Consider the following 26,057-nt stretch of genomic DNA (forward strand, 5'->3'; position numbering starts at 1 on the left):
CTGAATTGTTCTGCTTTTTATAGGCGAACCGGGATCGAATTACAAATCTCGGTTTGCACCCGGTGGAGCAGCATCAGAACAATTTTTCAGGGGGTCGGCATGGGGTGACCGAATTCGGCCTTGAAGCGCTCGGCAATCTGTTCGGGGTTGAACTCGTGGTTCTGCGGCCCGGATTCGGCGATCTTGAGCGAGCCGAGTATGGCACCTAACCGACAGGCGTCGTCCGGGTTCCAGCCGCGTTCCAGGCCGTAGAGCAGGCCGGCGCGGTAGGCGTCGCCGCAGCCGGTGGGGTCGATGATCTGCTCCGGCTTGACCGCCGGGATTTGGGTCTTGCCTTCACCCGTCCACAGTTCCGAGCCGTCGCCGCCGAGGGTGATGACCAGGCCGCCGTCCAGCCGCGAGGTGATGTCGGCGTGTTCCCAGCCGGTCTTTTTCTTCAGCATCTCCCATTCGTAGGAGTTGACCGCCAGCCAGTCGGCATTGGTGATCATGCGCTGAAGTTCCTCGCCGCTGAAAAGCGGCAGGCCCTGGCCGGGGTCGAAGATGTGGGGAATGCCGGCGGTGCGGAACTGCTCGGAATGATCGAGCATGGCCTGCTTGCCGTCTGGAGAGACGATTCCGAAAGCAATGTCTTCGTCTTCCGGAACGGGCTGGCAGTGTGCCTCTCCCATCGCGCCGGGGTGAAAGGCGGTGATCTGGTTATCGTCCAGGTCGGTGGTGATGTACGCCTGTGCGGTCCAGTGGTCGCCGAGGCAGCGGACGTAGTCCTGGTTGATGTCGAGCCGGTCGAGGTGGCGCGCGTAGTCGTCGAAATCCGGGCCGACGGTGGCCATCGGCAGCGGGTCGCCGCCGAGCTTGCGCAGGTTGTAGGCGATGTTGCCGGCCGTTCCGCCGAAGTTGCGATGCAGCTCGGGCACCAGGAAGGCGACGTTGATCATGTGGGTCTTGTCGGGAAGGATGTGGTCCTTGAAGCGCTCCGGAAAGACCATGATGTTGTCGTAAGCCAGCGAGCCGCAGATAAGCACGGACATGAAGTTGTCCTCGGGGAGTCGGTGAATCAGCGCAGCATTGTAACTAATCCCCGACGCGAACCCCCGTAAATTCTACTTTTCACAATATTTTACGGTTGCCGGAAGTGCCCGGCATTGCTACATTAGTCGGTCTTTTGCAATGCTGACTGGCAACCCTCCCTAAATCATGTTCAAGCGACTGCGCGGTATCTTCTCCAATGACCTGTCCATTGACCTGGGCACGGCCAACACCCTGATCTTCGTTCGCGGCCAGGGCATCGTTCTCAATGAGCCCTCGGTTGTGGCCGTGCGCATGGAGCGCGGACCCGGTGGGCCGCAGGAAGTCGCGGCGGTGGGTGCCGAGGCCAAGCAGATGCTCGGCCGCACCCCGGGCAACATCCGCACCACCCGCCCGCTCAAGGACGGCGTCATCGCCGACTTCAACATGACCGAGCAGATGTTGCAGCACTTCATCAAGAAGGTGCACTCCTCGCGCTTCCTGCGGCCGAGCCCGCGCGTGCTGGTGTGCGTGCCCTGCTCGTCGACCCAGGTCGAGCGCCGCGCCATCAAGGAGTCGGCCGAGGGCGCCGGCGCCCGCGAGGTTTTCCTGATCGAAGAGCCCATGGCCGCGGCGATCGGCGCCGGTATCCCGATTCACGAGGCGCGCGGCTCGATGGTGCTCGACATCGGCGGCGGCACGACCGAGGTGGCGGTATTGTCCCTTAATGGCATCGTCTATTCCAATTCGGTGCGCGTCGGCGGCGACCACTTCGACGAGGCCATCACCAACTACGTGCGCCGTTCCTACGGCACGCTGATCGGCGAATCCACGGCCGAGCGCATCAAGATGGAGATCGGCTGCGCGCATCAGCAGGACGAGCTCAACGAGATTCAGGTCTCCGGGCGCAACCTGGCCGAGGGCGTGCCCAAGATGATCACGCTCAACAACAATGAGGTGCTCGAGGCGCTCAGCGAGGCGCTGTCGAGCATCACCGGCGCGGTCAAGACCGCGCTCGAGCAGACCCCGCCGGAGCTGTGTGCTGACGTGGCTGAAACCGGCATCGTGCTCACAGGCGGCGGCGCGCTGTTGCGCGGCCTCGACAAGCTGCTGATGGAAGAAACCGGCCTGCCGGTGATCATCGCCGACGACCCGCTCACCTGCGTGGCGCGCGGCGGCGGCCGGGCACTCGAGTTGATGGATGAGAACAAGGGCGATTTCTTTTTCGCAAGCTGAGCCTAAGGAATCGTGACTCCGGGCGGCGGTTCATGGCCTGCGGCAATAGACGGCCAGGCGGCCGCGCGCATCGCCCGGCTGATGTTCTACGGCATGCTCTCCATCGTGCTGATGACCCTGGATTACCGGGGAGGTTATGTCGATTACCTGCGCGGCCTCGCCTGGCAGGCCCTCGAGCCGGTCATTCTCGCCGTGGAGGCGCCGTTCGACCTGGGCCAGCGCCTCGGCGAGGAAATGCGCACCCGCCACGAACTGATGGAACGCGTCAGCGTGCTCGAACGCCAGCGGCGCGAAAACCGCACGGAACTGGCCCTGCTCGAGGAGCTGCGCGACGACAACCGGGAATTGCGCGCCCTGCTGGAGGCCTCGCAGCGGGTCGCCCCGCGGTTCGAGGCGGCCGAGCTGATGAATATCGATCTCAACCCCTGGTCGCACCGGGTGCTCATCAACCGCGGCAGTCGTGACGGACTGACCGCCGGTCGGCCCGTGATGGATGCGCATGGCGTCATGGGCCAGGTCGACGACGTGGCCTACAGCACCGCGCAGGTCATTCTCATCTCCGATCCCGACCACGCCCTGCCGGTGCGCGTCCAGCGCACGGGACTGCGTACGGTGGCCTACGGATCCGGCCGCATCAATCAACTTCGCTTGACCGACCTGCCGATGAACGTCGATCTGGAGTCCGGCGACATCCTGGTGACCTCCGGCCTGGGCGGTGCCTTCCCCGCCGGGTTGCCCGTGGCCGAGGTCGAGTCGCTGTCCCGCCCGGTGGGCGAGGCCTTTGCCCGGGCCGAAGTGCGGCCGCTGGCCCGTCTCGATCGGGCGCGGCACGTGCTGGTCGTCGATTCCCCCGAACCCGCTGCGCCGTCCACACCGTCCGATGAGGAAATGCCCGGGGAAGATTCGGACGAGGCCGGCGATGAATCGACCGCACCCGCCGATGAGCCGGCGGCGGACGACGCGCCGTGAACAGGAAAAGCGTCGGCAACTGGACCCTGGCGGCCTCGCTCGTGGCCGTACTGCCCCTGACCCTGATGCCCCTGCCCGAGGCGGTCGCCGACGCGCGCCCCTACTGGGCGGCGCTGGTGTTGATTTACTGGAACCTCGAGGCGGGCCGCTTGCGGCATCTCGGCCAGGCCTTTCTGGGCGGCCTGGTACTCGACCTGCTGACCGGCTCCCTGCTGGGGCAACACGCCCTGAGCCTGGTGATCATCAGTTACCTGACCGAGCGGTTCCGCTACCGCATTCGGTTCTTTCCACCCTGGCAGCAGGCGGCCGTGGTCATGCTGCTTTTGTTCAACGACCGCATTGTTCAGCTGTGGATCATCGGCCTGGTCGGCGACCGCTGGCCGGCCTGGCAATGGTGGATGGCGCCGGTGGTGGGCATGCTGCTCTGGCCGTGGCTGTTCCTGCTGCTCGATGCGCTGCGACAGCGTGAGCGTCGCCGCCGACCATGATCAGCGAAGGCGGGTCAAGCGGCATGGGCGATTCACGCAGCGCGCTGGCGCAGGTGGATCGTCGCGTTCAGTTCCTGGTCGTCCTCATGTTGGTCCTGCTCGGCCTGCTCGGCCTGCGCCTGGGGATCCTGCAGCTGGGCGACCATGAGCGGTATGCCGCCCGCGCCGACGAAAACCGCATCAGCCTGCGCGCACTGCCGCCCAATCGCGGCCTGATCGTCGATCGCCGCGGGCGGGTCCTGGCGGAAAACCTGCCCGCCTACCGTCTCGTGATCGTTCCCGAGCGCGCCGAGAACCTCGAGGAAACGCTGGCCCGGCTGGCCGACCTGGTGCCCGTCAGCGACGATGAGCGTCGTCGCTTCGACCGGCAGCGGATTCGCTCACGGCCATTCGAATCCATCATGCTCAAGAGCAATCTCGACGCCGAAGAGGTTGCCCGGCTGGCCATCCATCGCCACCGCATGCCGGGCGTGGATATCGAGCCCTACCTGACGCGCCATTACCGCCACGGTGAATTGTTCGCGCATCTCGTCGGCTATGTCGGGCGTATCGACGGGCGCGATCGCGAGCGGCTCGACGCCGATCGCTATCGTGCGACCACGCATGTCGGAAAAACCGGAATCGAGCACCAGTACGAGAATCGCCTGCACGGTCGATCGGGTTTCGAGCGCGTCGAAACCAACGCCCAGGGACGGGTGTTGCGCGTGCTCGAGCGAACCGACCCGGAGCCGGGTGAAGACCTCCGGCTCAATGTCGACCTGGACGTTCAGCGTGCCGCCTACGAAGCGCTCGGCGACTTTGCTGGTGCGGTGGTCGTGCTGGAAGCCGGGACCGGCCGGGTGCGGGCGCTGGTGAGCAAGCCGGGTTTCGACCCCAACCTGTTCGTCCACGGCATCAGCCATACCGACTACGACCGGTTGCTCGGTCACCACCTGAGACCGCTGTTCAACCGGGTGCTTTCCGGTGGCTACGAGCCGGGATCTACCGTCAAGCCCTTCATTGCGATGGCCGGCCTGCAGGCCGGCGTCATCAGTCCCGAGACCGAAATCTTTTCCACCGGTCAGTACCGGCTGCCCGGGCACAATCGCACCTACGGCGACTGGAAGGACGGCGGCCACGGACTCGTCGACCTGGAGCTGGCCCTGGCCGAGTCGGTGAACGTCTATTTCTACAAGCTGGCCGTCGAGCTGGGTATCGACCGGATATCGCGCGAACTGGCGCTGTTCGGTTTCGGTCGCCGCACCGGGCTGGACCTGCCCGGTGAAAAAAGCGGCATTCTCCCCACCCGGTCCTGGAAGCGGGCCACGTTCAACCAGCCGTGGTTTCCGGGTGAGACGGTAATTACCGGAATCGGCCAGGGTTTCACCGTGGTCACCCCGATCCAGCTGGCCCACGCCACGGCCGCCCTGGCCGGCAAGGGGGAGACCGCCATGCCGACCCTGATCGGTGAGCGCGAACCGGTGCAGATGGTGCGTCACGATGAGCGTCAATGGCGTGCCGTCCACCAGGGGCTGGAAGCCGTCGTTCACGGTCCCAGCGGCACGGCGCGGGCGATTGAATCCGGGCTCGATGTGCGCATAGGCGGTAAAACCGGAACGTCGCAGGTCTTCGGACGGCCGTTCGACACCGAGGAAGTCGACGAGCGCGAACAGGACGAATTGCCCGAGTTCCTCCGCAACCACGCCCTTTTCACCGGTTTCGCGCCGATCGACGAGCCGCGCCTGGTCGTCACCGTCGTCGCCGAGCACGGCGGTGGTGGCGCCCGCGTGGCCGCACCCATTGCTGCAACCGTCCTGAATGCTGCCCTCGAGGCCGGGCTGTGACCTCGATGTCGAATTCCTTCCTGATCGGCGGACTGACCCGGTTGCGGCTTGATCCCTGGCTGTTGGGCCTGCTCCTGCTTTTGATGGCTTTCGGCAGTCTCGTCCTGTACTCGGCTTCCGAGCAGAGCATGGCGCTGGTCTGGCGGCAGTGGGTCCGGCTGGGCCTGGGCATGGCCGTGATGCTTTTCATTGCCCAGTTACCGCCGCGCCTGCTCAAGGCCTGGGCGCCAGCGTTGTTCGCAGCCGTGCTCTTGATGCTGGTGGCCGTCGTGTTCTTTGGTGTCGGCCGCGGCGCCCAGCGGTGGCTGGATTTGGGCGTGATGCGTTTCCAGCCTTCCGAAGGCATGAAGCTCGCCCTGCCGCTGGCCCTGGCCGCGTTGATGCACCGCAAGCCGCTGCCACCGGACTGGCGGACCGTGCTGTTCTCGGCGGTGCTGATCGGCGTGTCCGTGGGGCTGATCGTCATCCAGCCTGACCTGGGCACCGCGGTGCTGGTGGGCATGAGTGGCGCCTGCGTGCTGTTTCTCGCCGGCTTGCGCTGGCGGGTGATCATCGGACTGGGCGCGGCACTGGCGGCGGCCGCGCCGTTGATCTGGCTCAACCTGCACGAGTACCAGCGCGACCGGATACGCACCTTCCTGGATCCGGAATCCGATCCGCTGGGAGAGGGCTGGAATATCATCCAGTCGAAAATCGCCGTGGGCTCCGGGGGCTTGTCGGGCAAGGGCTGGCTCGAAGGCAGCCAGTCGCACCTGGAATTCCTGCCGGAACCGCATACCGACTTCATCTTCTCGGTGTTGGCCGAGGAGTTCGGGTTCATCGGTGTGGTGGCGGTGCTGACCCTCTACGGGGCCATCATTCTTCGCGGCATGTACCTGGCCAGCCAATGTCGTGACACCTTCGGTCGTCTGCTCGCCGGTGCGATGATCTTCATGTTCTTCGTTTACCTGGCGGTCAATGTCGGGATGGTCGCAGGCGCCCTGCCCGTGGTGGGTGTGCCGCTGCCGCTGGTCAGCTACGGCGGCACCTCGGCGGTGACCCTGCTGGCCGGTTTCGGCCTGGTGATGGGGCTCTACAGCCGCCGTCGATTCATGGGGTAGTCGCCACGGCTGTCGTCCCGGAAGCCGCGCAGGCCCCGATGTGCGAGATCCCGGCTCTCCGCTTCGCTCCGGCCGGGACGACAAGGATGTATCCCGGCTTGTCCGGAGGCCCGGTGAATGGTTGTAGAATCCAACCCAGGCGGGCGGGGTCAAACTTTTTCTTTACTCTGCCCTCTATATTCTCGAGTCAATTCCCTTTCTTAAAGAGCGATACAAGACGATGCTGCGATTTGCCTTGCTTGCCATGGCCCTGATGTCGACCGCGGCCGCCGCCGCGAACGAGAGCGAGGAACCGCACCCGGGCGCAGCGGCGTTCGTCGATCGCGTGGTGGCCGAGTACGGCCTGGATCCCGAAAAGGTACAAGACGTGCTGGGCGATGCGACCTACCAGCAGTCGATCATCGACGCCATCACACGGCCGGCCGAGGGCAAGCCCTGGCACGAGTACCGCAAGATCTTCATCACGCCTACGCGTGTGAGTTCCGGTGTGGAGTTCTGGCGCGCCAACGCCGATCTGCTGGCCGAGATTTCCGACCGCTTCGGCGTGCCGACCGAGGTGATGGTCGCCATCGTCGGCGTCGAGACCAGCTACGGGCTCAATACCGGCAGCTATCGCGTCATCGACGCCCTGGCCACCCTGGGCTTCTATTATCCCAAGCGCGGCGAGTTCTTCGCCGACGAGCTCGGCCAGTTCCTGCGCCTGGCCGAGGAAGAATCCCTGCCGGTGACCGAAATCCGCGGTTCCTACGCCGGCGCCATGGGTGTGGGGCAGTTCATTCCTTCCAGCTACCGCGCGTATGCTGTCGACATGGACGAGACCGGCAAGCGCGACCTGTGGCGCTCCCTGCCCGATGCGATGGGCTCGGTGGCGAATTACCTCGCCACGCACGGCTGGCGTGCCGATGAGCCGATCGCGCTCCCGGCCGAGCTGTCCGGCGAGCCGCCGCAAAAGGATTTTTCGCTCAAACCGGCGCACACGCTTGATGAGCTGGCCACCATGGGTGTGCAGTTCGATGCCGGCGACCTGCCCGGCGACACCGAGGCCACCCTGATCGAGCTCGAGCAGGCCGAAGGCCAGGAGTACTGGGTGGGTCTGAACAACTTCTACGTCATTACCCGCTACAACCGCTCGCCGCTTTATGCCATGGCCGTCACCCAGCTGGCCGGCGAGATCCGCGAGCAGCGTCAATGAGTGCTGCTCGCGCGACGGCGCTGTTTGCCTTCGCGGTCTTACTGGCCGCCTGCGGCCGGGAAGCGGTACGCGAGGCGCCCGACGGCCCGCCCTCGGAGCGGCTCGATCCGGCCTTGATCGAGCGACCCGACCCGCAACCGGAGCCGCGCAGTGCCTACGGCAATCACAGCCCTTACGAAGTTCTGGGTCGCAGTTACCGCGTCATGGACAGCGCGGTGGGCTACCGCGAGCGCGGTACGGCTTCGTGGTACGGCACCAAGTTCCACGGGCGCCCGACGTCCTCGGGCGAGCCCTACGATCTCTATCAGCTCACCGCCGCACACCGCACGCTGCCCCTGCCGACCTGGGTAGAGGTGACCCGCCTGGATACCGGCAAGACCGTCGTCGTGCGCGTCAACGACCGCGGGCCCTTTCACCCGGACCGCATCATCGACCTGTCCTGGGCGGCCGCCAGCGAGCTGGGCATGACCGAACTGGGCACCGCCCCGGTCGAAGTCCGCGCGATCACGTTCGACGGCGGGCCCGGCGATACACCCCGGCCGGCGCGCGTGCCGGTCTATGTCCAGGTGGGCGCCTTTTCCGAGCGTGAACGCGCGCGCCGGGTGATGAATGACCTTGAACGCGCCGGAATCGGACCCATTGAATCCGAACGGACACGCACCGACGTTGGCCGCGTGTGGCGCGTCCGACTTGGCCCGGTCGACGAGGTCGAGCGGGCCATCGCGCTGGTCGACCGTGTTGCCGAACTCGGCCTGGGCCGGGCCCGTTACGTTTATCCTTGATAATCCGACTTTTCCGAACTCCCCGAATCGACCCGAACCCATGAATCCTGCTCCGAGAATTGCCCATTCCATTCTGCTTGCCGGCCTGCTGCTGGCCGCAAGCGCGCTCGTGAACGCCCAGTCGCCCGTACCTGCGGCGCCGTCGGTGGGTGCGACCAGTTACGTGCTGGTCGACTTCCACAGCGATACCGTGGTCGCCGAACGCGAGGCCGACGCGCGCGTGGAGCCGGCCTCGATCACCAAGATCATGACCTCGTACGTGGTTTTCTCCGAAATCGCCGAGGGCAACCTTTCGCTGTCGGATGAAGTGCTCATCTCGGAGAAGGCCTGGCGAACGGAGGGGTCGCGTATGTTCATCGAGGTCGGCACGCGGGTGACTGTCGAGGAGCTGCTCAAGGGGGTCATCATCCAGTCGGGCAACGATGCCTCGGTGGCCCTGGCCGAGCATGTCGGCGGCTCGGAGGAAGTGTTCGCCGAAATGATGAACGAAGCCGCCCGAAACCTCGGTATGTCCGGCACGCACTACGTCAACGCCACCGGGCTGCCGCACGAGGAGCAGTACACCACCGCCCGCGACGTGGCGCTGCTGGCCGACGCCCTGATCAGCGAGTTTCCGGATTTCTACAGCTGGTATTCCGAGCGCGAGTACACCTACAGCGGTATTCGCCAGCACAACCGCAATCGCCTGCTGTGGCGCGATCCCTCCGTCGACGGTCTCAAGACCGGCCACACCGAGTCGGCCGGCTATTGCCTGGTCACCTCGGCCATGCGCGACGGCATGCGCCTGATCAGCGTGGTCATGGGCACCGACAGCGAGGATGCGCGCGCGACCGCCAGCCAGGCTTTGCTCAACTACGGTTTTCGCTTCTTCGAGACCTACCAGCTCTATTCGGCGGGTGATGAAATCAGCGTTGAGTCGATCTGGAAGGGTGAAGCGGACGAGGTTTCTCTCGGCGTCGATCGCGACCTGTTCGTGACCATCCCGCGTGGTCGCTACGACGCGCTCGAAGCCCGGCTGGAAGTCGACGACACGCTGACCGCCCCATTGGCCGACGGCGAACAGGTCGGGCGCGTGGTCGTTTCCCTCGATGACGGCGACCTGGCCGACCGGCCGCTGGTTGCGCTCGACGCGGTCGAGCAGGCCGGCTTCTTCGGGCGCAGCATCGACGGTTTCCGGCTGTGGGTTGGCGGCCTGTTCGGCGGCGATTGATGGCCGGCGAAAACGACAGCCCCCTGGAGTTTCCCTGCCGCTGGCCGGTCAAGGCCATGGTGACGGCCGGCGAGGATTCGCTGCGCGAAGTGCTGAGCGTGATCGCGCGCCACGCCGAGCTGCCGGAGGATCAGGACGTCAAGATCCGGCCCAGCCGCCACGGGCGCTATGAAAGCATTACCGTGGTCGTGGAAGCCCAGTCGCGGCGGCACCTGGAGATCCTCTACACCGAGATCCGGGCGCTGGATGCGGTGAAGATGACCTTATGAGCCAACCAGCCAACCAGCCAACCAGCCAACCGCTGACCGTGCGGCAGCTCGGTCGGCGCTCATACGAGCCGGTCTGGGCGGCGATGCGTGATTTTACTGACGCGCGAGATGAATCGACGCCCGACGAGCTGTGGATCGTCGAGCACGACCCGGTTTTTACCCAGGGCCTGGCCGGCAAGCCTGAGCACCTGCTCAATCCCGGCAACATCCCCGTGGTCCAGACCGACCGCGGTGGCCAGGTGACCTACCACGGCCCCGGCCAGGTGGTCGCCTATCCGCTGCTCGACATCGAGCGCAAGGGCGAGAGCGTGCGCTGCCTGGTCGATCGCCTGGAGCAGGCGGTCATCGACGTGCTCGCCGACCTGGGGGTCGAAGGCGGCCGCCAGGAGGGCGCGCCGGGCGTATTCGTGGATGCGTCCAAGATCGCCTCGATCGGCCTGAAAGTCCGCCGCGGCCGCACCTATCACGGCCTGGCATTCAATATCGAAATGGACCTGGCGCCGTTTTCCCTGATCAATCCCTGCGGCTTCAGCGGCCTGACCATGACCCAGGTGGTCGACCAGGTCGGCACGGCCGAATGGCAGGACATGGCCGACCGGCTGATGACGGCGTTCTGCGCATTGATGGGTTACCATCCGGTGACAGGTGACAGGCCCGTCATCGACGCGGGCCAAACTTCCACCGCTTGATCCGGTCATAGCCGACATGAATATTAAATCGATCAGACTTTTTCTCGTCCCCCTCCTGGCCGCGCTCGTGGTCCCGGTCCTGCTGTTGCAGCAGCCGGCGACCGAGGCGAATGCCTCCACCGAGAAGGCCGTCTCCCTGAGCCCGGAGACCAAGCATCGCTTCGCCAGCCGGCTGGCGTCGCGTTTCATGACGAGTTACCACTATCGCAGCCCGGAGCTCGATGACGCGTTCTCCCAGCGCGTATTCGAGCAGTACCTGACGGCGCTCGATCCCAACCGCATGTATTTCACCGCCTCCGATGTCGAGGCGCTCTCGGAATACCGCGATCACATGGCCGACGCCGTGCGCACCGCGGACCTCGAGCCGGCCTATGACATCTTCAACCGCTATGTCGAACGATCCGACGAGCGGATTTCCCACGCTCTGAGCCTGCTCGAGCAGGGTTTCGACTTCGACGTCGACGAGGACTATCGCTTCGATCGTTCCGAGGAGGCCTGGGCGGAAAGCGGCGAGGAGCTCGACGAGCTCTGGCGCAAGCGCGTCAAGAACGACTGGCTGCGACTCCGGCTGGCCGACCAGGACGACGAGGAAATCGTCGAGACCCTGACCGAGCGCTACGAGAATCTGCGCCGCCGCATCAACGAGTTCAACAGCGAGGAAGTGTTCTCGTTCTTCATGAACGCGTTCACGCGTTCGATCGAGCCGCACTCTTCCTACATGTCGCCGCGCACCTCCGAGAACTTCGAAATCTCGATGCGCCTGTCGCTGGAGGGCATCGGCGCCATGCTGCAGCGCGAGACCGAGTACACCACGGTGGTGGAAATCGTCCCCGGCGGACCGGCGGACCTGGACGGTCGTCTCGAGCCCGGTGACCGCATCGTCGGCGTCGGGCAGGGCGAAGACGGCGAGATCACGGACGTGGTCGGCTGGCGCCTCGACGACGTCGTCGACAAGATCCGGGGCGAGCGCGACACCGTGGTGCGCCTGGAAGTGCTGCCGGCCGAAACCGGCATGAGCGGTCCCCCGGACGTCATCCGCATCGTGCGCAATGAGGTCAAGCTCGAAGAGCAGGCCGCCAGCAGCGAAGTGATCGAGTTGCCCGACGGCGACGACACCCGCCGCATCGGCGTCATTCGCGTGCCCGTGTTCTACGTCGACTTCGAGGGCCGCTCGCGCAACGAACCCAACTATCGCTCCAGCACGCGCGACGTACGCAAGCTGATCGGCGAACTCAAGCAAAAGGACGTCGACGGCGTGGTCGTGGACCTGCGCGGCAATGGTGGCGGCGCGCTGGTCGAGGCCACCACCATGACCGGCCTGTTTATCGACACCGGCCCGGTCGTCCAGGTGCGCGACTCGCGCGGCCAGGTCGAACTCAAGAGCGACAACGAACCGGGCATGGCCTGGGAAGGCCCGCTGGGCGTGCTGGTCGACCGGCGCAGCGCCTCGGCTTCGGAGATTTTCGCTGCCGCCATCCAGGATTACGGCCGCGGCGTGGTCATCGGCGAACCCACCTTCGGCAAGGGCACCGTCCAGAACCTGATCGATCTCGACAACATGGCCCGTAACGAAGACACCAAGCTCGGGCAGCTCAAGCTGACGATGGCGCAGTTCTACCGAGTCGCCGGCGGCTCGACCCAGAACAAGGGCGTGATCCCCGACATTCGCCTGCCCACCCCCGGTGATCCCGACGAGTACGGTGAGAGCGCTCTCGACTTCGCCATGCCCTGGGCCGAGATCGAACCGACCGACTACGAGCCGGTGGCCGATCTCGAGCCGCTGATCGACCTGGCCCGCCATCGTCACGAAATGCGCCGGGAGTCCGACGAGGATCTGGTCGAGCTGCTCGAGGACCTGGCCGAATGGGAAGCTGACAGCGACCGCCAGTCCATTTCACTGCGTGAATCCAAGCGCCGAGAAGAAATGGAAGAGGCCGAGGAGCGCCGCGCCGACCGATTCGGCGCAGCCGACGGCGTCGCCATGGTCGACGACGTTGAAGCGGGCGATGGGTCATCCCAGGATCCCGCTGCCGAAGGCGACGAGGACAGTGCCGAGACGGACAAAGAAGGCGACGAGGGCGAAGAGAGCGAAGAGGAAGACGACGATGTCTATCTCGAGGAGACGGCCCGTATCCTTAGCGACCTGATCGACCTGGACCGGGAGCGCCTGCTGGCGCATCGCCAGACGCCGTAATCGGTCGTGGTTCCCGGCGCCATTTCCCGCGTCCGATATCCGGCCTGAATGAGCGCGTCACCCTCGACGGTGGCGCGTGTTGCGGTCCCGGTGCCGCTGCCGCGCCTGTTCGACTACCTTCCCGTTTCCGACCAGCCCCTGCCGCCGCCGGGTAGCCGCGTACTCGTTCCATTTGGTCGACGCCGATTGGTCGGACTGGTGTTCGAGCACGGTGTCCCCGACGAACAATCGCGCGCCGGATTGCGCCCCATGGAGGCCGTGCTCGACGAGGCGCTGGTCGGCCACGACATGCTCGAGCTGATCGACTGGTGCGCCCGCTACTACGTGTTTCCGCCCGGCGAGGCCGTCAACCTGCTCTTGCCAGGGGCTCTCCGGCGCAGCAAGGCCTTCCGCCCGCCGCCGCCCGCGGCCTGGGAACTCACCGACGAAGGCCGCCGGGCCGACCTCTCGCGCGCCCCCCGGCAGGAGAAAGTACAGCACTGCCTGCTCGAAGGCCCGCTCGGGCGCGCCGAGCTGATGGCCCGCAGCGGCGCCGGCAGCGACATCATTCAGCGCATGGCCCGGGCCGGCTACCTGGGCGCGCTCGATCAGCCCCCGCCGCCCGCACCGGTCGAGGGCCCGACCCTCAACGACGAACAGCGCGCCGCCCTGGCGGCCGTGTTGCATCATCGCCGGCGCTTCAGCGCCTTCCTGCTCGCCGGCGTGACCGGCTCCGGCAAGACCGAAGTATATCTTCAGGCGGCGCGCCACATCCTCGAGAGCGGCCGGCAGGTGCTGATCCTGGCCCCGGAAATCGGCCTGACGCCACAGCTCGTCCGCCGCATCGAATCGCGCCTGGGTGAAGCCGCGCATCTCTACCATTCCGGCCTGAGCGATGGCGAACGCCTGGCCTGCTGGCGGGCCGCGCGCTCGGGTACGGCGCGCGTGATCGTGGGGACCCGCTCGGCGGTGTTCCTGCCCCTGGCCCGGCCCGGCCTGATCGTGGTCGACGAAGAACACGATGGCTCGTTCAAGCAGGGCGAGGGCGCTCGCTATCACGGCCGCGACGTGGCGGTGCTGCGCGCGCGCTCGGCCGGCATTCCGGTGATGCTCGGCACGGCCACGCCTTCGCTGGAGAGCCTCCACAACGTCGACCAGGGCCGCTACCGGATGCTGCGCCTGGCGCGTCGCGCCGGCACCGCCCGGCAGCCGCGCTGGCGCATCGTCGACCAGCGTGGCTCGCGCGCCAGCCTGGCGCCGGAGCTGGCCGAGGCCATGCGCCGCCACCTGGGCGAAGGCGGCCAGGTGCTGCTGTATCGCAATCGCCGGGGCTATGCGCCGGTGCTGATGTGTACCGAATGCGGCTGGCAGGCCGACTGCGAACGCTGCAGCGCGCATCTGACCTACCACCAGGGCCGCGGCAGCCTGCAGTGCCATCACTGCGGCAGCCAGCGGCCCGAGCCCCGGCGCTGCCCGGAGTGCGAATCGCCCGAGCTGGTGGCACTGGGCGCCGGCACCGAACGCCTGGAATCACAGGTGGAAGAGCTGTTTCCTGAGGTGCCGGTCCACCGGGTCGATCGCGACGCGATGAGCGGCAAGCACGAGTTCCACGAGCTGCTCGAGCAGGTGCGCAAGGGCGAGCCGTGCGTCCTGGTGGGCACGCAGATGCTGGCCAAGGGCCACCATCTGCCCGGCGTCACGCTCGCCGCCGTTCTGGATGTCGACCAGTCGCTGTTCAGCGCGGATTTCCGCTCCCCCGAGCGGCTCGGGCAGGCTGTCGCCCAGGTGGCTGGAAGAGCCGGGCGCGGCGACCGGGCGGGGGAATTCATGTTGCTCACGCGCCACCCGGAGCATCCCTTGCTGGAATCGCTGGGGCGCGGCGACTACCTGGCCTACGCCCGGCCGCTGCTGGAAGAGCGCGTGCAGGCGCAACTGCCGCCCGCCAGCGCGTTGGCCATGCTCAGGGCCGAGGCCCACCAGGCCGAGCCGGCAAGGCGTTTTTTGATCGAAGCATCCAGGTTGCTTACGGGCGGGGAGATCGAGATCATCGGGCCGCTGCCGGCCATCCTGGCCCGTCGCGGCGGCTATTGGCGCTTCCAGTTATGGATTCAGGCGTCAAGCAGGGCGGCGCTGGCCAACCGTCTGAGCGCGAATCTGGCCGCGCTGCACGATCTACCAGGCGCGCGCCGGGTTCGCTGGCACGTGGATGTCGATCCGCTGGATCTGTAATTCAAAAGAACTCCTCCGCCCCGGGCGGGGCGGAAGGAGCCGTCGAGACCGGGCGGGCTGTCAGCCCTGGTCGTCGGTGTCGCGCTTGCGCGTCGGCGGGTTGACCCACTGCACATCGACGCCGGCATGGCCTGCGTGCCTTTCAACGGCGTTGACGTACTCGAGATCGATTTCAGTGGGGGACCTGGAACTGGGCGTGCTCGCGCATGCGGCCAGGAGCAGGGACGCCAGTAGGGCTACAACGTATCGCTTTGTCATGGTGAACCTCCCGTAACGGGTCAGGGAATCACTCAATTACTATTGACAATACATCTTGTTCACGGTTCCGTCCAGCCATGCCGTGCGGCGGCGTCTGCGACCGGTTGCGCGCCCGGCTTGCAAAAAACGCCCCCATGGATGAAAATACCCGGCTATTTTCGTCAAGACCGACCCAGGAATCGAGTGCCATGAAACCCGAAATTCATCCCGAATACCGCGAAGTGGTATTCCAGGACCTCTCCAGCGACCTGATGTTCAAGACCCGCTCGACCGTCAAGACTCAGGAAACCATCAAGTGGGAAGACGGCAACGAGTACCCGCTGGTCAAGGTGGAAGTCTCGAGCAAGTCGCACCCCTTCTACACCGGCAAGCACAAGATCATGGATTCCGGCGGCCGCGTCGACCGCTTCAAGCAGCGTTACGGCAAGGGCAAGAAGTAAGTTTCGCCGTTACTTGCGTTCCTCCCGGATGATTCCGTTACCGCTTGCCAACTCGGTAAGCGGAACGGCTTCCACCCCGTCGGCAATCGGATACCTGCGTCTGCCCGGATAGACCACGGACACGCTTTTCAGCCCAAGATTTTCAAGCGCATTGCGGATCGAAGGCGTCATGCGGGGCGCGTCGGCTCGCTTGCATTCGATACCGTAAAGCGACTGACCGCGTCTTAGAATCAAGTCGATCTCGGCGCCCTGGTGCGTAGCCCAGAACCAGGCCTCGTCATGCGGTTCGGTCAGCAGCGTTTGCTCTATTACGAAGCCCTCCCAGGAAGCCCCGATCTTGGGGTGTTCCAGGAGTGCCTTGTCCGAATCAATACCCAGTAACTGATGGCATAGCCCGCTGTCGCGCACATAGATTTTTGGGGACTTGACCTGGCGCTTTCGGATATTGGCGTGATAAGGCTGTAGTTGCCTGACCATCAACGCGTCAGTCAGCAGATCCAGATAATGCCTCGCGGTGTTTGTCGAAACCCCCATTGCGCGAGCCGGCTCGGCGGCATTCCAAGTCTGTCCATGGTAATGCGCGAGCATGCTCCAGAATCGTCGTAGTGCCGTGGTCGATACTCTCACGCCCCATTGCGGAAAATCCCGCTCCAGCAAGGTCTGGATAAACTGCTTGCGCCAGGCAAGGCTATCGCTGTCGTTTTCCGCTAGAAAAGACATCGGAAACCCGCCCCGCATCCATAGACGCTGTTCAGCGCCGTTGCCCAGTTCCTGTAGCGACAAGCCGCCAACGGGAATGCGCTCTACCCGGCCGGCGAGACTCTCCGAACTTTGACGCAACAAATCGCCAGAGGCGCTTCCCAAAATCAGGAAGCGGGCAGGGTTGTCACTCCGGTCGGCCAGCACCCGGAGCGTGGGGAACAACTCCGGCCGATGCTGGATTTCATCGATAACGACTAGACCCTCGAGGGGTTGCAGCGCGGTCATCGGCTCATCCAGGCGCGCCAGGCTGACCGGGTCTTCCAGATCGAAGTAGTTGATCGAATTCTCATCGACAAGCTGACGGGCCAGCGTCGTCTTCCCGCATTGCCGAGGCCCGGTCAAGATGACGACCCGACTGCGCTCGAGCGCACGCTCAATCGACCCCATAACCTGGCTTCTTTCAATCATGGCGACACTATACCATGAAAATCGTCAGGGCTACTTAGGCTTTTCATGGTGAATTGACCGGTTCTATAACCGGTGACGGGCCGCGTCGACCGCTTCAAGCAGCGCTCGCCCGTATTTCCCGCCCCGAAACACCGCTCGTCCCACGCAGGCTGCCGCCCATCGGCAAGTGCTTGCGCAGCCCCGCGCCCTCCCTAGACTGTTAAATTCCTGTAACCCGGATTCGCGGCCGATTGGCGTCACCGCCCCTGATCCGCCATAATCCGGGCAGGGAGAACACCAAAAGGCAGTCATGCAATGACAGAGCGCGGATTCACATTAATCGAGCTGATGATCACCATCGCCGTCCTGGCGATTATCGTGGCCATCGCCATACCTTCTTACCAGAACTATATTGAGAAGACTCGGCGTTCGGATGCCGTAACCGGATTGACGACAACGGCTCAGCAGTTGGAGCGCTGCTTCACTCGAACTAGCAGCTACAATCACGCCGATTGTCCAAGTGGCACATTTGATTCTTCGGAAGAGTATTACGACATCAAAGTTGAGGCTGATTCCACCTCCTACACGCTAACAGCCACTGCAAAGTCGGGTGGCCCTCAAAGCGGAGACGACTGCAGTCCCTTCACTCTCGACGACGAGGGGAATAAAGGTGACGCTGGTTCTGATACTGATCGGTGCTGGGGTAACTGAAAATGAGCTGCCAACGACCCACAAACAAAGAGCCAGGCTTTACGCTGATCGAGTTGATAGTCGCGATCGCAGTTGCCGCTATCTTGTTAACCATCGCTGTTCCCTCGCTGTCCAATTTAATCCGTAATAATGAGGTAACAGGGCAGACCAACGAGCTCGTGGCGTTGATCAACTTTGCTCGCAGCGAAGCCATTCGAAGAAACAAGAGCATCAACATAGACCTGGTCTCCAGCGCCGATGGTTGGAGCGCTGAAGTGAGAAGCCCGGACAGCACCGAGGACTCAGAAGAATGCACGGTTGGTGTGCTGCGTTGCGCAAGCTACAACGACGTTTTGCTCAGTGGCGCGTCTTCCGTTTCGTTTAACAGTCGTGGTTACCTCCAGCCATTTGGGGCAAAAAACCTTGTGCTTGAACACACGAATTGTAGCGGTGATCGCCAGCGAAGAGAGATCGATATATTGCCCACCGGGCAGCTCTCTACCAGTGATGCATCTTGCTCGGGATAATGAGAGTCCAAATGATGATCAAGAAATTTCACCGTCAAAGCGGTTTGACTCTGATAGAAGCGTTGGTCGCATTGTTGGTTTTATCCATTGGCCTTGTAGGTCTTGGCGCGCTGATGATGACGTCTCTGAAGAACGTTCACTCCGCATCCTACTACTCCGCAGCATCTGCGCTCACCCTGGATTTGGAAGAGCGCCTGTGGCAACGGATTACCCTGGCAGTCGGTGATCCTGCAACAACGGACCTGGATACTGACGGCTGTTTAACAAGTGATGTTGTGGAGGCCGTTGCGAAAGAGTTGGTCGAGGACTGGAACAAGTCCGCTCTTGGTGATGGTGGTTGGACCGATGCCATTAGATTTGCGCCACCTGAACTGGCGGTGCAGGAAGATGAATTCAGTGTAAGTAGTACAGCGGCCGGAACGACTGAGAAGCCACTTGACTACCAGGAGATTGATTTTTCATTTACCTGGACAGAAGCCCGGTTCGAGCTGGACTCCGATAAAGAAACATTTGAAGGAAGGGTCGTGATGGTTTGCCGGCCAACTTACTTGTAGGGCGAGGCTGATGCCAATGATCTCAAGACGCTCAATGCTCCCATCCCCTTGTAAGGGGTTTACGCTAATCGAACTAATGGTTGCGATGGTTTTGTCGTTGTTCCTGCTTGGCGGCGTAATTCTGATGTACGCGTCCACGAAATCGACATACGAAGATGTCGATAGGTTGTCGCGACTACAGGAAAATGTGCGGTTTGCCAGCGACTACCTTGTACGTGATGTTCGAAATGCGGGTTTTCGTGATGAAATGACCCTGACCATTGGTAATGCTGACGAGATCAGTGATCCAATGGCCGTGGTCTCGGATGATGGAACTGAGCTCACAATTCGCTATGCCGGTAGAGGGCATTGCTCGGACCCTTTCTCCGAAACTAGCGATACAAGAAGATATTACGCCGTTGAGAACCGCTATTACGTCGATGCCAATACTGATGAGTTGATGTGCGAAGGCGCATACGTTGACGAAGACGGCACCAGAACCGACGTAGACAGCCAGGCGCTTATAGCCGGCGTTACGGGCTTGAATTTTCGTCTTATAAAAGGCGACGGTGCTGTAGTCGGTGACGACGTTTGCCGGGAACTCGACATAGTTCCTCCTGATGATCGATGCATTGGCGTGATCATAGGGATGACATTTGAGGGTCTTCGAGGTTCTTCCGGTGATCTGGAGGAGCGTTTCGTCGAACTCGTTGCCACATTCAGAAATTCGGCCATGGACAGAATTTTTGCGACCACTGGAAGCTAGTGGGGCGGAATGCCGCATATGGAGAGTAAAAAAATGAATAGACGCGTTGCTTGCAATAATCAATCGGGCGTTGCGCTGATTCTCAGTTTGCTGATCCTTCTTGTGCTGACCGTTATTGGCGTTGCCGCCATGAACGGCACCATCATGCAGGAAAGGATGTCGGGCAATGCTCGCACGCAAGCTGAATCCTTTGAAGCTGCGTCTGAAGGTGTCGGCCGCTCACTTGATCTATTTTATGACAATGCAGATGACATACTTAATGACGACAGTTTCTGGCCGGACACGGACGCTCAACACGACGATTACGATATCCTTTGCGGCTATGCTCACAGCGTAAATACTGACGATGCCCTGACGGACAACCTCGTCTGGCAATATCCCGCAAATGGTGATTTTGCCACAATTGCGACAACTGATGACGGAACGCAACTGAAGCAGCGGATGTACTGTTGCCAGAATTGGGCTGAATCAGACGTTCTCGATGAGGACGGTAACGTGGTGGACACTTGGATTGAAAATCCGTCCAAGCTTTTCGTTCTCAACCAAGGCGAAGCCTTGAGTGGGGATGGGGAAGTAATTTCCACTAGAGAAATTGAAGTGCAGGTTGCTGAAGCAGCTCCTGCCGATCCGACATGCGCTTTCTGTCTGCCGGGCCCTGTGGGCGACTTTAATGAGCCAACGTCGGGCGCTCTCTCAATGGACGGAATGTGCGGTCCTGCTGTTGTAACGCAGAGCCCCACAGATGCTGCAACGCTCAGGGATCCATTGAAAAAGCAAGTCCTCGACAACCTGGAAGGGGGAATCACTCACGGGAATATGCCCCCGCCTTGGGATGATCCGCTTAATCTTGCGCAGTTCATATTCTGGCTGAAGCTTGGCCTGCCGGATCAATCGGAAACTTCTGATGACAGTGGTTACTGGTCAGAGAGCGATGTTGGAAGCCTGCCCGGCAAGCCACAATTTGGGTCGGAGGGCAATCCGGCAATCACCTACGTAGATGGCGACCTAACCGTCTCCGGTAATACGAAAGAGGGCGGGCACGGCATCTTAATCGTGCGTGGCACTTTGGAATGGAAAGGTACACCTGATTTCAAAGGTCTGCTTGTATCCCTTGGTGGCGGGTTCGATGTTGGTGGTGGTGGATCTGGTGGCGCACCCGAGGGTAGCGTAGTCGCAACCAACTTAGCTCCTGATTCAGCATCGAGCGAGGCTGTTGCCGCCGATTTGCTGGATCGTGAAACACTTATATATCCAGTGGCAAAGGAGTCCGATCCGTCAGCAGAGTTTGATGACATGGTGAAGATGTATCGCACTGACGACTTCGGCGGAGGGCAAGAAGTAAGGCGCGCAGAACCCAACGATCAAATGGCCGGGTCGTCCATATCCGAAAAGTATGTTCCTGAGAGGCCTGTTTTGCGTGCTGACGACGGAACCGAGTTGATTCACTATTATGACGCCGTGGCCGACAAGCACCGATTTTTTTATTACTCAAGCGGTGACGAAGTAGATCTGACTCTTTCTGCGATTGGCGATGACTTTATATTCTCTGACGCGAGTGGGCCCGTGATGCAACTGTCATCAACCGAAGATCTGCCGCGGGATCGCTTTGGTAGGCTGATTCCGGACTTTGTGCTGACCGATAATTGGCCGCCGGATTCCTACGGCTTTGATCCCAATAAATGGCTGTGGGAGCCGGGGTCGGACTTTCCTTTCAATCTCGAGGCTACTGACCTCAGCTGGAATGGTGGTGGCAATCAATCCTTTGTATATGATTGCCGCAGACTGTTGAAAATGAGGCATGAGTTAATGTGCGCAAGTAAGAAGCAAAGTAGCCTCCCGGCGGATTCAAACGATGACTATTACGAGAACCCTAGTCACTTTGATGATGATTACTGCAATCATCCTGAGGAGAATATCGAGTACAACGCGGATATAGAAGATTTGGATGGTGATTTCGGGAATCAGTTTGCTTGGCACATGTGGGTTCCCAAGTGTGATTGCATGGGCATTAACAGCGAGACGGATATGGTGATTGGCGGCTGGCGTGAGAACCTGGGTTGGCGAGATACTGGTTCAGACTTTGAAGGTTGTGCTGCGCTCCCCTCTCCCAGCTCCTGATTCGGTAACCATGGCACTACTTGCTTGCTGTGTCGTCATCCAAGCTTAACCGGCTGCGCATCGCGCGCAGCCGGTTTTGTGATTCGGCTTCGGGACTGCTGGTTTTTCTGCTCGCGAGCGTGCTTCTTGCGCTTTGTTTGAGCCTGATCGAGATCCACACCTTTGCGGACTTCTGGCCGGCGTTCGGGCTGAACGCTGTGTTCATCGTCTGGGTGGGTGTTGTGGTGGTTGCGCTGCATTGTTTCTTGGTCAGCCACCTGTCTGAACGCGTTGCTCTCACCGAAGCGACCGTTTTCTTCTTGGTTGTACTGTTCGTCGTTGCAATTACTTCTGCCGTTGTCATTGGGGCCGAGCCCTGGCTCTCGTCCTTGATGCTGGTGGCGCATGACAACCCCTTCTTCTTCCTGGTGCGCAACATGCTGTTCGCCCTGGTCGGCGGCTTTGCCGTATCGCGCTACCTGGCGCTCCAGGATCGTTGGCAAAAACAGGTCGTGGCGGAATCGCGGGCCCGCCTGGACGCGCTGCAGGCCAGCATCCGGCCGCATTTCCTGTTCAATTCGCTCAACACTATTGCCAGTCTGGTCCACGACAAGCCCGACCAGGCCGAGCAGGCGACGCTCGATTTATCGGATTTGCTGAGGACCGGCCTGCGCTCGGGGGCGACACAGTCGCTGGCCGACGAGCTCGAACTGGTGCGCGGTTACCTCCGCCTGGAGGCCTTGCGCCTGGGTGAGCGCCTGAACGTGGACTGGGATCTGGCCGATGACTTGCCGTTGGACCATGAACTACCGGCCTTGCTGATCCAGCCGCTGGTCGAGAACGCCATCGTGCACGGTATCTCGCGCCTGCCCGGCGGGGGCACGCTTTCGATACGCGGCGAGCTGTCAAGCAGGAAGCGGCTGCGATTCGTTATCGAAAACCCGGTGCCCGCCGAGGAATCGGCGTCCGCGCCGGGTAATCGAACGGCCCTGGAGAACATCCGCCAGCGCCTCGAATTGGCCTGGGAAGAGGGCGCCCACCTGCGAACGCGCCGGGACGGCAATACCTTCTGCGTGGAACTCGTGTTGCCGTTGGATTAGGTGGAGCTTGGTGTCGCGGGGTCCCGGATAACAACTTCGGTGTTTCCGGGACGACAGTCTTGTCTAGTTGTCCTGCCCGCGCTTCGAGGCTTTGGTCTCCTGATGTTGCCGATAGTCTGCTTTGGCATCCACGTCGGAAGGCACCAATCCTGAGATTGCGTCGTCCCGGGGCCCTGCTTCGATATCCTCCTCGGCCGTTTCTGATTCGACTTCCTGTTCCGGATGCATCTCCAGCGCCGCCGGGGAGGTGGCGAACTGCGGTACCCAGCCGCTCTGGTCGTCCAGAGGCACGGGCGGGCGTACCCACATGCGCCAGCGGGCGAATCCGGCCGGGACCAGCGCGGCGACGCCTATGAAGGCGAGCAGAACCGGTGGGCCGAGCCACTGCATCAAGAACCCCGCCGAGAGCGGGCCGATGATGGCACCGCTGCCATAGAGCAACTGCAGGCTCGAGGTGGCCTCGAGCATGTGTTCGGTCCCGATATGGTCATTGGTATGCGCGGCCGACAGCGAGTACATGCTGAAGCCCGTCGCCCCGTAGAGGAATCCGGCGAGCAGGATCAGACGCGCGTCCCAGTTGATCAGCCACAGTGCACCCAGCGCGGCAAAGCCGGTCATCAGGCAGACCCAGGCCAGCACCTTCCGCCGGTCGAGACGGTCGGAGAGGCTGCCTATGGGCCACATCACGAGCGCCCCGCCGAAGATGCTCAGGGCCATGAAACCTGAGATGCCCGCCGGATCCAGGCCGATGCCCGCGGCCATGACCGGCGCGAGACCCCAGAAGGCCCCGGTGCCGACGCCCGAAAACAGGGCGCCGACCACGCCCAGCGGCGAGGCCTCGTAAAGCCTGCGAAGCCCGAGCCGGTGCGCCTCGACCAGCGGCGGTTCCTGGACCCGGGTGAAAGCCACCGGCACCAGGCCGACCGACATCAGAACCGAACCCAGGGCAAACAGCTGCAGCGTGTTGACGTCGCCGGTCTGTAGCAGCAGCTGGCCGATGCCCAGGCCGACAAACGTCGTGGTCATGTAGGCCGAAAAGATATGTCCGCGCTGCTCGTTGGTCGTCTGCTCGTTGAGCCAGCTCTCGATGATGATGTAGATGCCGACGATGCAAACGCCGGCCGCCGCCCGAGCGATGAACCAGATCAGCGGATCCGGGTACAGGCCGTGCAGCAAAACGGTCACCGAGCAGATCGACGCCAGGGCAGCGAAGGTGCGCACGTAGCCGGCGCCGCGAATCAGGCGCGGGACGATGAAGGTGCCGGCGACGAAGCCGCTGAAATAGCCGGCCATGATCATCCCGAGGACGGAAGTGGAGAAGCCCTCGATGCCGCCGCGAACGCCCAGCAGGGTGCCGATCAGGCCGTTGCCGGCCAGCATCAGGCCGATGCCGAACAGCAGTGTGAAGATGGCGATGATACTGCGCATGCCGCAAGATCTCCGGTTTCGCCGCCGATTATGTCAGACAGAACGCGCTCTGACAGGGCGCCCGCGCAGTAGTTCTCAGCGGCTTCCTAAAGGAAGTAGGCCTGCAGGTCGTTCAGGAACTGGTGGCCGCGTTGCGTGCGCCGAACGACAGCCGAGCGATCGACGTTGGGACCGGGATCGGCGTTTCGACGTCCGGCGCCGGAGATTTCGACCAGGCCCAATTCAACGGCCCGCCCCATTGCACCCTCAACCGCGCCGGCATCGAGCCCGGTGCGATCCTCGAACTCGGCCATCGTCACGGGCTCGTCCAGGCGGAAGCGATTGAGGAAGTACTCGAAAGCCAGCTCTGATTCGGCGATCGATTTCTCTTCGGCAATGAAACTGCCGTCTTCCAATGCCTTGAGGTAGGGCCTCGGATGCGACTTGCGGCGTGTACGCAGGATGCGGTCTTCGGCCGGCAGGGTGATCTTGCCGTGGGCGCCCGCGCCGATGCCCAGGTAGTCGCCAAAGCGCCAGTAGTTGAGGTTGTGGATGCTCTCCTGGCCCGGCTCGGCCCAGGCCGAGATTTCGTAGGCATGAAGCCCGGCGCCTTCCAGCCGTTCCCCGCAGGTCTCCTGGATGGCGATGACCGTGTCTTCGTCCGGCAGTGAGGGCGGGTGCTTGGCAAAGACCGTGTTGGGCTCGAGGGTGAGCTGGTAGTGCGATAGGTGGCGCGGGCCGAAGCCCAGCGCACGCTCGACATCGTTCAAGGCGCCTTCAACGCTTTGCCCCGGCAGGGCCCACATCAGGTCGAGGTTGAAGCGCTCGAAACCGGCGGACTTGACGGCTTCGATGGCGTGCTCGGCCTCCGCACTGGAATGGATCCGGCCCAGGGTCTTCAGCTGGGTGTCATTAAAGCTCTGGATGCCGAGGCTGATGCGGTTGATGCCGGCGGCTCGGTAGGCCTCGAAACGGTCGTGCTCGACCGTGCCGGGGTTGGCTTCCATCGTGATCTCGGCCCCGGGCGCCAGCTGGAGCCGGGCGCGCACGCCGGCCAGCAGCCGGTCAATCGCTGCGGCCGAAAACAGGCTGGGCGTGCCGCCGCCGAGAAACACGCTGACCACCGGCCGTCCCCACACCCGCGGCAGGTCGACTTCCAGGTCGGCCAGCAGCGCATCCACGTAACGATCCTCCGGCAATTCGCCGTCGAGCGCATGCGAGTTGAAGTCGCAATACGGGCACTTGGCCACGCACCAGGGTAGGTGGATGTACAAAGATAGGGGTGGCGTGGAGAGCATCTGCTCAGGCCGGCTTTAAAGCCGCTTTTTCCAGTAGGCGGGGATGCGATGCAGATGCATGACTGCAATAACCAGAATGCCTCCGTTATTCTCAGTGTATAGGATTCCGTAAGGAAATCGCCGAACCAACGAGCGCCGAATCTCCCCTTCCAGAATGGTCCACGCCTTTGGGTGGGCTACGGCACGCTGGATTGCAGAGTACGCTTCAATTGCAAAGTCTTGCCCCAAGCCCGGCTCGATATCCTCGTAGTATTGAACGGCTTCGGACAGCTCAGTCTCTGCGTCCGGATGAAACCGAAAGCTCACTTCTCAAGCCTTTCCCGTACCCTATTGAATACTTCTTCGCCTGGAATGGAACTGACGGCACCGGAGCGAATGTCGTCCAAGCGCTCACGCGCAATATCCGCCCACTTTGTGTCGACCTCCGATTCCGGAGGATTCATGCTGCGCAATAGTGAATCAATAACCCTCGCCCGCTCTTCAACCGGCAGGGATTCTGCTTCGCTAATCAAATCCTTGATTCTCATCTCATTACCCAGCGTTCCAAGGGGTGTTGTGTACTAATATTCTACATTTAGGGTCATTCGAACATTCGAATTTGTTTGCAAATTGATGCTTGGGATT

27 protein-coding genes are annotated in these 26,057 nt (G+C 62.5%); 19 read left to right on the top strand and 8 right to left on the bottom strand.

The genetic code is table 11. The features are described from left to right. Positions 1-86: 86 nt before the first annotated feature. Positions 87-1,031 carry a carbohydrate kinase family protein gene (locus ACDC66_RS05320; protein WP_376695649.1) on the bottom strand — a complete coding sequence of 315 codons (945 nt, stop codon included), beginning with the start codon at positions 1,029-1,031 and terminating at the stop codon, positions 87-89. A 166-nt stretch (positions 1,032-1,197) separates the two neighbouring features. Between ACDC66_RS05320 and ACDC66_RS05325 the strand changes: the two genes are divergently transcribed. The 12 genes from ACDC66_RS05325 to ACDC66_RS05380 all read left to right on the top strand — a co-directional run bounded on the left by ACDC66_RS05325 (position 1,198) and on the right by ACDC66_RS05380 (position 15,168). Beyond that, positions 1,198-2,244, top strand: coding sequence for a rod shape-determining protein (locus ACDC66_RS05325; protein WP_376695650.1), 1,047 nt, complete (start codon positions 1,198-1,200; stop codon positions 2,242-2,244). A gap of 12 nt (positions 2,245-2,256) precedes the next feature. After that, a complete protein-coding gene (gene mreC / locus ACDC66_RS05330; protein WP_376695651.1) occupies positions 2,257-3,213 on the top strand; it encodes a rod shape-determining protein MreC in 957 nt (318 codons plus the stop codon). After that, positions 3,210-3,701: a rod shape-determining protein MreD gene (gene mreD, locus ACDC66_RS05335; RefSeq protein ID WP_376695652.1), complete on the top strand. Its 492-nt coding sequence runs from the start codon at positions 3,210-3,212 to the stop codon at positions 3,699-3,701. The genes mreC and mreD overlap by 4 nt, the downstream gene beginning before the upstream one ends. Beyond that, entirely contained in the window at positions 3,698-5,524 is a 1,827-nt protein-coding gene (gene mrdA / locus ACDC66_RS05340; protein ID WP_376695653.1) for a penicillin-binding protein 2, read from the top strand. Before mreD ends, mrdA begins: the two co-directional genes overlap by 4 nt. Before the next feature lie 5 nt (positions 5,525-5,529). Beyond that, complete coding sequence (gene rodA / locus ACDC66_RS05345; protein ID WP_376695654.1) at positions 5,530-6,624, top strand: rod shape-determining protein RodA; 1,095 nt, start codon at positions 5,530-5,532, stop codon at positions 6,622-6,624. Between the two features lie 220 nt (positions 6,625-6,844). Then, positions 6,845-7,816, top strand: a complete 972-nt coding sequence (mltB, locus tag ACDC66_RS05350) for a lytic murein transglycosylase B (protein ID WP_376695655.1) — start codon at positions 6,845-6,847, stop codon at positions 7,814-7,816. Continuing rightward, the gene (locus tag ACDC66_RS05355; RefSeq protein WP_376695656.1) at positions 7,813-8,598 is read left to right on the top strand and encodes a septal ring lytic transglycosylase RlpA family protein; all 786 of its coding nucleotides are present in this window, start codon (positions 7,813-7,815) and stop codon (positions 8,596-8,598) included. The genes mltB and ACDC66_RS05355 overlap by 4 nt, the downstream gene beginning before the upstream one ends. A gap of 40 nt (positions 8,599-8,638) precedes the next feature. Beyond that, positions 8,639-9,808 carry a D-alanyl-D-alanine carboxypeptidase family protein gene (locus tag ACDC66_RS05360; RefSeq protein WP_376695657.1) on the top strand — a complete coding sequence of 390 codons (1,170 nt, stop codon included), beginning with the start codon at positions 8,639-8,641 and terminating at the stop codon, positions 9,806-9,808. Next, entirely contained in the window at positions 9,808-10,077 is a 270-nt protein-coding gene (locus ACDC66_RS05365) for a YbeD family protein (protein WP_376695658.1), read from the top strand. Before ACDC66_RS05360 ends, ACDC66_RS05365 begins: the two co-directional genes overlap by 1 nt. After that, positions 10,074-10,766 carry a lipoyl(octanoyl) transferase LipB gene (lipB, locus tag ACDC66_RS05370; RefSeq protein WP_376695659.1) on the top strand — a complete coding sequence of 231 codons (693 nt, stop codon included), beginning with the start codon at positions 10,074-10,076 and terminating at the stop codon, positions 10,764-10,766. Before ACDC66_RS05365 ends, lipB begins: the two co-directional genes overlap by 4 nt. Before the next feature lie 16 nt (positions 10,767-10,782). Then, on the top strand, positions 10,783-12,960 hold the full coding sequence (locus tag ACDC66_RS05375) for a carboxy terminal-processing peptidase (RefSeq protein WP_376695660.1): 2,178 nt from the start codon (positions 10,783-10,785) through the stop codon (positions 12,958-12,960). A gap of 48 nt (positions 12,961-13,008) precedes the next feature. Then, positions 13,009-15,168, top strand: a complete 2,160-nt coding sequence (locus tag ACDC66_RS05380) for a primosomal protein N' (RefSeq protein WP_376695661.1) — start codon at positions 13,009-13,011, stop codon at positions 15,166-15,168. A gap of 60 nt (positions 15,169-15,228) precedes the next feature. Here the strand turns inward: ACDC66_RS05380 and ACDC66_RS05385 are convergent, their stop codons facing one another. Continuing rightward, positions 15,229-15,426 carry a hypothetical protein gene (locus tag ACDC66_RS05385; protein ID WP_376695662.1) on the bottom strand — a complete coding sequence of 66 codons (198 nt, stop codon included), beginning with the start codon at positions 15,424-15,426 and terminating at the stop codon, positions 15,229-15,231. A gap of 188 nt (positions 15,427-15,614) precedes the next feature. On the opposite strand from ACDC66_RS05385, the gene ACDC66_RS05390 reads away from it, so the two are divergent. Then, the gene (locus tag ACDC66_RS05390; RefSeq protein ID WP_116898216.1) at positions 15,615-15,866 is read left to right on the top strand and encodes a type B 50S ribosomal protein L31; all 252 of its coding nucleotides are present in this window, start codon (positions 15,615-15,617) and stop codon (positions 15,864-15,866) included. A 9-nt stretch (positions 15,867-15,875) separates the two neighbouring features. Here the strand turns inward: ACDC66_RS05390 and ACDC66_RS05395 are convergent, their stop codons facing one another. After that, a complete protein-coding gene (locus ACDC66_RS05395) occupies positions 15,876-17,015 on the bottom strand; it encodes an ATP-binding protein (RefSeq protein ID WP_376695663.1) in 1,140 nt (379 codons plus the stop codon). A gap of 315 nt (positions 17,016-17,330) precedes the next feature. Here ACDC66_RS05395 and ACDC66_RS05400 point away from each other — a divergent pair, with 315 nt between their 5' ends. The 5 genes from ACDC66_RS05400 to ACDC66_RS05420 are packed head-to-tail and all read left to right on the top strand — an operon-like array spanning position 17,331 to position 21,649. Further along, entirely contained in the window at positions 17,331-17,726 is a 396-nt protein-coding gene (locus tag ACDC66_RS05400; protein WP_376695664.1) for a type IV pilin protein, read from the top strand. Positions 17,727-17,728: 2 nt separating this feature from the next. After that, the gene (locus ACDC66_RS05405) at positions 17,729-18,232 is read left to right on the top strand and encodes a GspH/FimT family pseudopilin (protein WP_376695665.1); all 504 of its coding nucleotides are present in this window, start codon (positions 17,729-17,731) and stop codon (positions 18,230-18,232) included. 11 nt (positions 18,233-18,243) lie between these two features. Next, on the top strand, positions 18,244-18,786 hold the full coding sequence (locus ACDC66_RS05410) for a type IV pilus modification PilV family protein (RefSeq protein WP_376695666.1): 543 nt from the start codon (positions 18,244-18,246) through the stop codon (positions 18,784-18,786). A 34-nt stretch (positions 18,787-18,820) separates the two neighbouring features. Continuing rightward, positions 18,821-19,531 (top strand): PilW family protein, encoded by a 711-nt coding sequence (locus ACDC66_RS05415; protein WP_376695898.1) that lies wholly within the window; start codon positions 18,821-18,823, stop codon positions 19,529-19,531. Positions 19,532-19,564: 33 nt separating this feature from the next. Then, positions 19,565-21,649, top strand: coding sequence for a pilus assembly PilX family protein (locus ACDC66_RS05420; RefSeq protein ID WP_376695667.1), 2,085 nt, complete (start codon positions 19,565-19,567; stop codon positions 21,647-21,649). Positions 21,650-21,684: 35 nt separating this feature from the next. On the opposite strand, the gene ACDC66_RS05425 is transcribed toward ACDC66_RS05420, so the two are convergent. Further along, on the bottom strand, positions 21,685-22,035 hold the full coding sequence (locus tag ACDC66_RS05425) for a hypothetical protein (RefSeq protein WP_376695668.1): 351 nt from the start codon (positions 22,033-22,035) through the stop codon (positions 21,685-21,687). Between ACDC66_RS05425 and ACDC66_RS05430 the strand changes: the two genes are divergently transcribed. After that, positions 22,021-22,728: a sensor histidine kinase gene (locus ACDC66_RS05430; protein ID WP_376695669.1), complete on the top strand. Its 708-nt coding sequence runs from the start codon at positions 22,021-22,023 to the stop codon at positions 22,726-22,728. The genes ACDC66_RS05425 and ACDC66_RS05430 overlap by 15 nt on opposite strands. Positions 22,729-22,791: 63 nt before the next feature. On the opposite strand, the gene ACDC66_RS05435 is transcribed toward ACDC66_RS05430, so the two are convergent. The 4 genes from ACDC66_RS05435 to ACDC66_RS05450 form a co-directional block, all read right to left on the bottom strand. Beyond that, positions 22,792-24,156 (bottom strand): MFS transporter, encoded by a 1,365-nt coding sequence (locus ACDC66_RS05435; protein ID WP_376695670.1) that lies wholly within the window; start codon positions 24,154-24,156, stop codon positions 22,792-22,794. A gap of 86 nt (positions 24,157-24,242) precedes the next feature. Continuing rightward, positions 24,243-25,409: a radical SAM family heme chaperone HemW gene (hemW, locus tag ACDC66_RS05440; protein WP_376695671.1), complete on the bottom strand. Its 1,167-nt coding sequence runs from the start codon at positions 25,407-25,409 to the stop codon at positions 24,243-24,245. Between the two features lie 39 nt (positions 25,410-25,448). Next, positions 25,449-25,739, bottom strand: coding sequence for a type II toxin-antitoxin system RelE/ParE family toxin (locus tag ACDC66_RS05445; RefSeq protein ID WP_376695672.1), 291 nt, complete (start codon positions 25,737-25,739; stop codon positions 25,449-25,451). Beyond that, complete coding sequence (locus ACDC66_RS05450) at positions 25,736-25,960, bottom strand: addiction module protein (protein WP_376695673.1); 225 nt, start codon at positions 25,958-25,960, stop codon at positions 25,736-25,738. Before ACDC66_RS05450 ends, ACDC66_RS05445 begins: the two co-directional genes overlap by 4 nt. Between the last annotated feature and the right edge of the window lie 97 nt (positions 25,961-26,057).

It is taken from the genome of Wenzhouxiangella psychrophila, assembly GCF_042310375.1.
GTDB lineage: Bacteria > Pseudomonadota > Gammaproteobacteria > Xanthomonadales > Wenzhouxiangellaceae > Wenzhouxiangella.